Origin of the sequence: Mucilaginibacter sp., from assembly GCF_036383575.1 — a bacterium.
Classification (GTDB): Bacteria; Bacteroidota; Bacteroidia; order Sphingobacteriales; family Sphingobacteriaceae; genus Mucilaginibacter.
Genome location: NZ_DASVOB010000625.1, coordinates 1 through 8,858, shown reverse-complemented (window position 1 = coordinate 8,858; position 8,858 = coordinate 1). Strand labels below are relative to the sequence as shown.

The 8,858-nt window shown below is 43.6% G+C and carries 6 protein-coding genes and 1 pseudogene; all 7 read right to left on the bottom strand.

Annotated features, from left to right (window positions below):
• A pseudogene (locus VF500_RS22195) lies at positions 1-373 on the bottom strand (beta-galactosidase); the annotation flags it as partial.
• A 337-nt stretch (positions 374-710) separates the two neighbouring features.
• Complete coding sequence (locus VF500_RS22190) at positions 711-1,688, bottom strand: glycoside hydrolase family 43 protein (RefSeq protein ID WP_330861770.1); 978 nt, start codon at positions 1,686-1,688, stop codon at positions 711-713.
• A gap of 307 nt (positions 1,689-1,995) precedes the next feature.
• Positions 1,996-3,000 carry a family 43 glycosylhydrolase gene (locus tag VF500_RS22185; RefSeq protein WP_330861769.1) on the bottom strand — a complete coding sequence of 335 codons (1,005 nt, stop codon included), beginning with the start codon at positions 2,998-3,000 and terminating at the stop codon, positions 1,996-1,998.
• A 1-nt stretch (position 3,001) separates the two neighbouring features.
• On the bottom strand, positions 3,002-4,972 hold the full coding sequence (locus tag VF500_RS22180) for an alpha-L-arabinofuranosidase C-terminal domain-containing protein (RefSeq protein ID WP_330861768.1): 1,971 nt from the start codon (positions 4,970-4,972) through the stop codon (positions 3,002-3,004).
• A gap of 7 nt (positions 4,973-4,979) precedes the next feature.
• Positions 4,980-6,152, bottom strand: coding sequence for an aldose epimerase family protein (locus VF500_RS22175; RefSeq protein WP_330861767.1), 1,173 nt, complete (start codon positions 6,150-6,152; stop codon positions 4,980-4,982).
• A gap of 210 nt (positions 6,153-6,362) precedes the next feature.
• Complete coding sequence (gene fsa, locus VF500_RS22170; protein ID WP_121233617.1) at positions 6,363-7,022, bottom strand: fructose-6-phosphate aldolase; 660 nt, start codon at positions 7,020-7,022, stop codon at positions 6,363-6,365.
• A gap of 17 nt (positions 7,023-7,039) precedes the next feature.
• Positions 7,040-8,740 carry a sodium:solute symporter family transporter gene (locus tag VF500_RS22165; protein ID WP_330861766.1) on the bottom strand — a complete coding sequence of 567 codons (1,701 nt, stop codon included), beginning with the start codon at positions 8,738-8,740 and terminating at the stop codon, positions 7,040-7,042.
• Between the last annotated feature and the right edge of the window lie 118 nt (positions 8,741-8,858).

Genomic DNA, 8,858 nt, shown 5'->3' with positions numbered 1-8,858 from the left:
AATGGAGCAGGACATGTTCACCTTTCCATGAAGCAGGGACTGTGAATTTACGGCGGTACCAGATGCGGTCGTGTTGTTCCATTACGCCCGACAAAGCCGATTCAACCGGGAATGGCACAAGGATAGTTTTAGATAACTTGCCTTGGGGTACAGCCTCACCGGCGGTTCCCGGCTGGTATTGCCACAGGCCGTTTAGATTCAGCCATTTTTCGCGCGCCAGCTGCGGACGGGGATACTCGGGCAATACATTTTTCGGGTCGACGTCTTTGGCAAAGCGCGTCATTAAAACGGCTTTTTTGGGCTGCCATTCCTGCGCATGGGCAAAGTATGGAAGCGCGGCGGCAGCAATGATAATAAACTTTTTAATGTTCATAATTGTAGGTTATAAAGCCGGTCAAACAGTTCCGACAAACTATTTGAGCCGGCTATATTGGTTTTTGAATTAATTATTCCGCACTAAAAATATAGGATAATTTGAACCAGTTTTAACGTTTAGTTACGTTTGATTGGTTTTGAAGAAAAGTTGATACGATTTGTTGCAGGAAGATTCTCCAAAAGCAAAAAGCAGGAAAGGTATCGGCCTTTCCTGCTTCTTATTTTGTAATATTCCTTATGTAGAGACGCATCACATGCGTCTCCCATCAGGACAAACGCACCTCCGTAATTGATCTGCATACCGGAGACGCACGTGATGCGTCTCTACAATAAAACTACTCCGCCGGCTTCACTCCCTCACTGGTCATGATCACCCGCTTGATACTACCATCTTTGTTATAATACAGATAATCGATGCAAACCGAGCGGTGAAAACTTCCGGCATCAGGTACCAGCGCGCCGTTGTGATATATAAAATACCATTTGCCTTTAAACTCAATTATAGCCTGGTGATTGGTATTGGAGTTTCCGGCAATCTCATTGATGATCCCTTTATACTCCCATGGGCCGTTGATATTCCTGCTCATGGCATAAGCTATTTTTTCAGGAAATTCATAGGCGTATGACAGGTAGTACCAACCGTTACGTTCATGGATCCACGGCGCTTCGGTGTAATGAGGCAGGGTGATGGTTTTGATCTCACCGTCAAGTTCGGTCATGTTGCTTTTCAATTTAGCGTAATAGCAAATGCCATTGCCCCAAAACAGGTAAGCTTGTCCGTCTTTATCAATGATAACCGTCGGGTCGATATCATCCCAGGAATGTTTTACAGCTTTGGTCATATCGTTAGTAACCAAAGCACTGCCGCGGGCATCCTTAAACGGCCCCAGCGGACTATCAGATACCGCTACCCCAATGGCTTTACCATGGATAGTGGCATGTTCGGCAGCCACATACCAGTAAAATTTACCATTCCGTTCAATCACCTGCGATGCCCAGGCATCGTCCTTTGCCCACTTAAATTCTTTAACATTAAGCGGCGAAGGGTGCTCTGTCCAGTTCACCATGTCGGTTGAAGTGAAGCAAGTCCAGTCGTGCATGGTATAGCCATTATGGCCGGGAGCAGCTTCATCATGCCCGGTGTACAGGTAAACTTTATCCTTATAAACCATAGCCGCGGGATCAGCTGTGTACTTATGTTTGATAATAGGGTTACCTTCGGCGTGGAAAGTGGTATCACGGGGAGTAGCTTTAACTGAGGCTAAACTGCCGACAGTTATGGCTAAAGCGATTATTTTTTTTGATATTTTCATAATGTCCTTATCGCATGTTCAAGCGTCCACGCTTGAATAATACAAAATGTGAGCATCCATGCTCACGTTATTAGGTATTTCAGGTGCGCGTAAGCGTGGACGCTTACACGAAAATGCGTTTAAGCACGGACGCTTAAACCTGCAGAAATAAAGTCATGTCATTGCGAGCGATAGCGTGGCAACCGCACGGAAGCATATCCGCCCTGTATAGTATGCGATTGCTTCGTCGTTCCTCCTCAATGACATGATTTTAATATAACTTTAAACTCCCCCGGCCCGTGTCCCCACGGGCAACATCATACCAAGATCACTTCTCTACCACGGGCCATCCATCAACCCAATCCAGCTTCTCCACTCTCAATTTTGAAATTCCCCTATCCGCAGCGTCATAACCGTGAAATATTATATAGTCCACCCCATCAAAAGTGCTTACGCCATTATGGCCTACACCATACCAATTGGCATCACCAGCCAGCAGGATACCGCCTCCTCCTTTGTTCATGGCAATGCCATCCTTATCCAGATATGGCCCTTTTAGATTTTTTGAGCGACCGATGATCATTTTGTAAGTACTCTTGGGTCCCTTACAGCAATAATCTATCGAGGCAAACAGGTAAAAATATTTATCGTGTTTAAAAATGAACGGGGCCTCAATGGCATTACCACTCGCATCAACCGGGTTACCGTCAACAGCCGGAAGATTTTCGGAGATGGCTTTTCTGCGGGTAGCGATAGTTGGGATCTTATCAAGATCTTCTGCAACGCTTAACCTGTCTTTATTCAGTTTCACCAGTTTCAATCCATCCCAAAATGAGCCGAATACTAAATAAGGTGTACCATCTTTATCGGTAATTAAATTAGGGTCGATTGCATTCCAGTTGGTTTTACCGGGGATGGATTGGACCACTTTACCATGATCAACCCATTTATAAGTCGGATCATTGGTATGCAGCGTTGTATTTGTTGCCACACCAATAGCCGAAGTATTTTTGCCGAAGGCAGATACTGAGTAAAACAGGTAGTAAGTCCCTTCATAAAGGGAAATATCCGGTGCCCAGATGTGTCCTTTAAAACCGGGGATAGCATCAACTGCCCATTGAGGCGCTGTTGCAAATACCGGCGTCTCAGCCTTCCAATGTACCCTATCAGTTGACGACCACATAGCAATGCCATTACCCGTACAAAAGATATAATACGTACTATCCTGCCGGGTCATTACCGGATCGTGCACCGATATATCAGTCCTTAGTTCCTGGGCATTACTTATAATGCCCGGGAACAATAAGGATATGATCAGAAGGATCTTTTTCAATTTATTTGTTTTTAAGCCTTACTATTTTAAAAGAGTATGGCTCAATTGCAAGCTTCAGGGTGTTTCCGGAGATATCAACCGTACTTTCAACAGGGCTAACTGCCGTTGGCGCTGTTAATGAGTTTTCAGCATCCTTAGTATCAGCTTTCAACGTAGTAACGGTAGCTTGCTTTTGATAGCCTTTTGAACCTGTAATTTTAAAGCTTACATTTTGTGCCGATGTGCTGGTATTCACAAACTTGATCACCAGTTCATTCGTATTTTTATCCAAACTGGCAGTAGCATAGCTGTCATTTTGCCCGGCTACAGCTTCGTTGTTCAAGGTGAGCGGTACTACATCCGTACCTTTGTTTAGCGAGAACAATTGCTGCACATAGTAATTTGGTGTGGCGTAGCTCTTCAGGTTATCAAACCAAATGAGGTTTGGAGTCCATTGCCAGCCTTCCACATGGGCAAAAAGCGGGGCGTATGAAGCCATGTTCACCACATCGGCATTACGTTCCAACCCGGTCATAAAGGCAGCTTCAGACAGTGCGCACTCCCAATTATTTTTATTATCCGGGTTTACTGTAGATACACTTTGTGCAGCATATTCGCCAGCAAAGATCTTAGGGCCTTTACGGTCGTAATTATCATAACGGCGGGCATTATCCCTGAACCATTTTGGTGGTGCATAGTAATGCTCATCCAAAATATCGGCACCTAAACTGCGGAATGTTGTATTTAACAGATCGAACTCCTTTCCTTCAGGCGACGGCCCCAAAGCTGATACGATCTTAATATTCGGGTATTTAGTTTTGATTGCCTTGGTGAAAATTTTCCAGCGGTCAACATATTGCGGTCCCCATTGCTCATTACCTACACCTATCATTTTCAAATTAAACGGTGCCGGGTGACCAAGGTCTGTACGCAGCTTACCCCATTTGGTGCTGGCATCGCCGTTGGCAAACTCAATCAGGTCAAGCGCGTCCTGCACATAAGGATCAAGCTTATCCAAAGGTACCAGCTCTGCTGTATTAAACTCGCAGGCCATACCGCAATTCAGGATTGGCAAAGGCGACGCACCGATATCTTCGGCGGTCATGAAATACTCCATAAAACCAAGACCGAAGGTTTGATAATAATCAGGTGCCGGGCGGTGCTTAAATTCGGTATTCCAGCGGTTGATGATATTTTCGCGTTTATCAACGGGACCTATGGTTTTTTTCCATTGATAACGGTTGTTCAATTCACGGCCCTCAACAATACATCCACCCGGGAAACGTAAAAAGCCAGGCTTCAGATCAGCCAGTTTTTGTACCAGATCGGCACGTAAACCGCCGGGACGGTTTTTCCAGGTGTGTTCAGGAAACAGGGAGATCATATCCAGATCAATGACGCCCTTACCGCTCATCCAAACATATAATTTGGCTTTTGGCGTCGTAGCGCTCGATTTAAATTTTACGCTGTAACGGTTCCATTCTTTATCTGTCGGCGTAAGTTCGGCTTTACCTATAATGGCGTCATTATCACCGTGCAGTTCAATGTTCAACTTTACGTTGGTATCACCTTCCTGTTTTGCTATCACCGAAAAGCTGTATTCCTCACCTTCCTTAACGCCCATCCCACCGCGAAAACCCTCATTCGAGAATCCGTAAAAACCAGCGTCGGTTGTGATATAGCTTTTTATAAAGTGCGCATTCTCCGGCCGCTCAACAGCACGGTTAATCACCTCTGTTCTGCCATCGCCCCCGTCCTTTTTCAGTTCTTTCCATCCCATCAAAGGCATATTGAACTCAAACGAGCGGTTTTTTACCAGTTCGGCATATACACCGCCATCGGCAGCAAGGTTAATATCCTCAAAAAATATCCCATACATGGTTGGCTGAATATGTGCTTTCACCTTATCAGCCGCAATAGTATATTGTATTTGCGCATGTACCGCCGTAAAAGTACCGGCAGCACACAGCATTAAAAAAGCTCTTTTTAACATAGCTTATTTATTTGGAGAATTTGTAAATGGTAACCGTATGGTAAGTTTGCCCCGGCTTTAACACGGTTGAAGCAAACGCAGCCTGATTTGGCGCATCCGGAAAATGCTGAGTTTCTAAACAAAACGCCGAACGGTGCGGATAAGCTTTGCCGCCTTTTCCATCTTTAGTTGCGCCGGTTAAAAAGTTACCTGAGTAAAATTGCAGTCCGGGCTCTTCAGTAAATACTTCTAAAGTGATACCGGTAACAGTACTTTTTACGGTAGCAACAGGAGTAGTAAGGTCATGCTTGTTTAAAACAAAGTTATGGTCGTAACCTTTACCATTTTTCAATTGCTCGTCGGCCACATCAATGTCTTTACCAATGGTTTTTGATGTGGTAAAATCAAACGGTGTACCTTTAACTGGTTGCAGCTTGCCGGTTGGGATCAATGTGGTATCCACAGGCAAAAATGCGTCGGCATTTATTTGCAATACGTTATCGGTAATAGTTGGACTGCCCGCGCCGTTCAGGTTAAAATAAGCGTGATTAGTTAAATTAACTACGGTAGTTTTATCGGTTGTAGCTTTGTATTCTATTTTAAGCGCGTTATCATCTCCCAAAGTATAAACTACGGTTGCTGTTAAATTACCTGGATAACCACCTTCACCATCTTTTGATACGTAAGTAAGTTCCAGTTGCGAAGTGCTCAATTGCTTAGCCGAAAATACTTTGCCATAAAAACCGTTAAAGCCGCCATGCAGTGTATTTACGCCATCGTTAATATCCAGTTGGTAAGCTTTACCATCAAGGGTAAATTTACCTTTAGCAATACGGTTACCATAACGGCCAATGATTGCACCGAAATAAGGCTCTTTTGGTTTTTGATAGCTTTTCAGCGAGTCGTAACCTAAAATAACATCAGTAGCTTTGCCGTCTTTATCGGGTACCAGCAAGCTTACCAGCCTGCCGCCATAATTGGTAATAGCCACGGTAGCACCGCTGTTGTTTTTAAGGGTGATGAGTTTTGCTTTTTGCCCTTGTACATCGGCTTCAAAATTTGCCGAATCGGGTATAGACTGGGTTGTTACCGAAGTTGAATCTTTCACGGTTGAATCAGTTGTTTTTGGATTACTGTTACAAGCCGCAAAAAGCGCTGCCGAACAGCTTAACATCATTAGTAAATTCTTGTTATTCTTCATAATTTGAGGTTGTTAGCTTGCCTTTTTAAAGCATTGCTGTTTAACTATTATAATTTCCGGAACAAATAATTGGGTTTAACTGATGGTTAGGGATCAGCGAGACCAATGTATAAAAATTAATTTATAATTGTTAAAAAAACACTTAAAATATTTAATTAAAAAAAGCCCGCCTCGCGCGGGACTTTCTTATTCAAAAATCAAATATTTCAACTAATTACCTGCAGCCCTGGCATGGTCGGCCAGGAATTGGGCAAGTCCGTTATCTGTAAGCGGATGTTTTAGCAAAGCAGTAATAGCACTCAGCGGACCAGTAATAACATCGGCCCCAAGCTTAGCGCAATTAACAATGTGCATAGCATGACGTACCGAAGCCGCCAGGATCTGTGTTTCATAACCATAGTTATCATATATCAGCCTGATATCCTCAATCAACTGCAAACCATCAGTCGAGATATCATCTAAACGGCCAATAAACGGCGAAACATAGGTAGCACCCGCTTTAGCAGCCAGTAAGGCCTGCCCTGCAGAAAACACCAACGTACAATTGGTTTTAATACCTTTTTGCTTAAAATACTTTAAAGCTTTTACGCCATCTTTTATCATGGGCAGCTTTACCACAATACGCTCATGAAGGGCAGCCAATGCTTCACCTTCGGCAACCATCTCATCAAAAGTGGTTGAAATTACTTCGGCACTTACATCGCCATCGGTAATTTCACAAATGGCTTTGTAGTGGTTAATGATATTTTCATGGCCGGTAATACCTTCCTTTGCCATCAATGATGGATTGGTGGTAACACCGTCTAATACACCCAGTTCATGGGCTTCTTTAATTTGTGCCAGGTTGGCTGTGTCAATAAAAAACTTCATTTTATAAATTATTGTACTTACCAGAATTTAGCATAAAGCATGGTAAGCAGGATAAGCGTAACTACAATTAATGCCATGGTTGATTTTTCAACCTTGAACATACTGCTCGGAATTTCAAATGCTTTAGCATTAACTTTCGGACCGGCTAAGCTGATGGCCACCATCACAATAATGGTGAACATGAACGATAAGCCCATACAGATCAGGAACGGAATTTCATAACCGCCCTTACCATTAGGGAAAGCTGAGTAAAGGAATGTTTCGTGCCCGAATAGTGCAGGAGCATAATTATTAAACAATACCGACATTAAAAAGCCTGTTATAATACCCGCAATAGCCGCTGCTCCTGTAGTACGTTTCCAGAAGAAACCTAAAATGAAAATGGCAAAGATCCCCGGGCTTATAAAGCCGGTATATTTCTGGATGAAAGTAAAGCCACCTTCACCGCCAATGCCTAAAAGGTCTTTCCAGGTAAGCATGATAGAGAAGATCAGGGCGGCCAAAATGGTAAGCCTGCCTACATTAACCATACTCTTTTCACTGGCTTCTTTGCTGATATGCTTTTTGTAAATATCAAGCGTAAAAATGGTAGAGATACTGTTAGCCTTACCCGCAAGTGAAGCCACAATAGCAGCCGTTAAAGCGGCAACCGAAAGGCCTTTTAAGCCCGTCGGCAAAAAGCCCAATATAGCCGAGTAAGCATTATCCGAATTGAAGTGACCACCTGATGCCATTTCCTGTTGTAAACCGCCGTTTTTGTATAATACGTAAGCGGCAATACCAGGTAAAACCACAATAACAGGCATAGCCAGTTTCATTAAACCTGCAAAAAGGATCCCTGTACGGGCAGTCTTCAGGTTAGCGCCCAAAGCCCTTTGGGTAATGTACTGGTTACAGCCCCAGTAGTTAAGGTTCACGATCCACTGACCGGCAAAATACATGGCAATACCAGGCAGGGCCAGGTATTTATTGATCTCAGCCTGTGGTGCGCCGGGTTTAGGTTTAGCCATCATCATCTTGAAGTGATCAGGCGCATCGCTCATCATTTTATTTAAACCCGCCATGGCATCTTTGCCCAAACCAAAATGCTCGCTCACCAAAGTAAGCGCTATATAAGTGGTAGCCAAACCGCCAACAACCAGTACCAATACCTGTATAACATCGGTAAAGCCAATCACCTTCATACCGCCAAGGGTAATGAACAAGGCAAAAATGGATAGCGCGATGATGATCTCATGCAGATATCCGCCGCCCATAAGGTTATTAATGGCCAAAGCACCCAGGTAAAGTATGGAAGTAAGGTTAACCAACACATACAACAACAGCCAGAAAATGGCCATGATAAAACTCACCGTTTCGTTGTACCGCGTATGCAGAAACTGCGGCATGGTGAAAATCTTGTTTTTCAGGTATACCGGTATAAACCATACAGCTACAATAATGAGCGCAATAGCTGCTACCCATTCGTAAGCTGCAACGGCCAAACCAACCTGGAAACCCTGTCCGCTGGTGCCAATAAATTGCTCGGCAGATATGTTTGAGGCAATCAGCGATGCACCGATAGCCCACCAGGTAAGTGAACCCTCGGCCAGGAAAAAGTCGTGACTATCAGATACCCCTTTGACCTGTTTACGGCTGTAAACCCAGTACCCGTAGCTCGTAACTACAATAAAATAGATTACGAAGATCACGTAATCGATAGTGGAAAATTTGTTCATTATTTGGTTTAAAATTTAGTTTAGTTTGCTTGTGGTTTAGTTTATATTCTTCTCGTTTTTTTATTTCACTTTGATGATCGTTTATAATATGAACCTGAATTTCATAGAATTAAGGAAT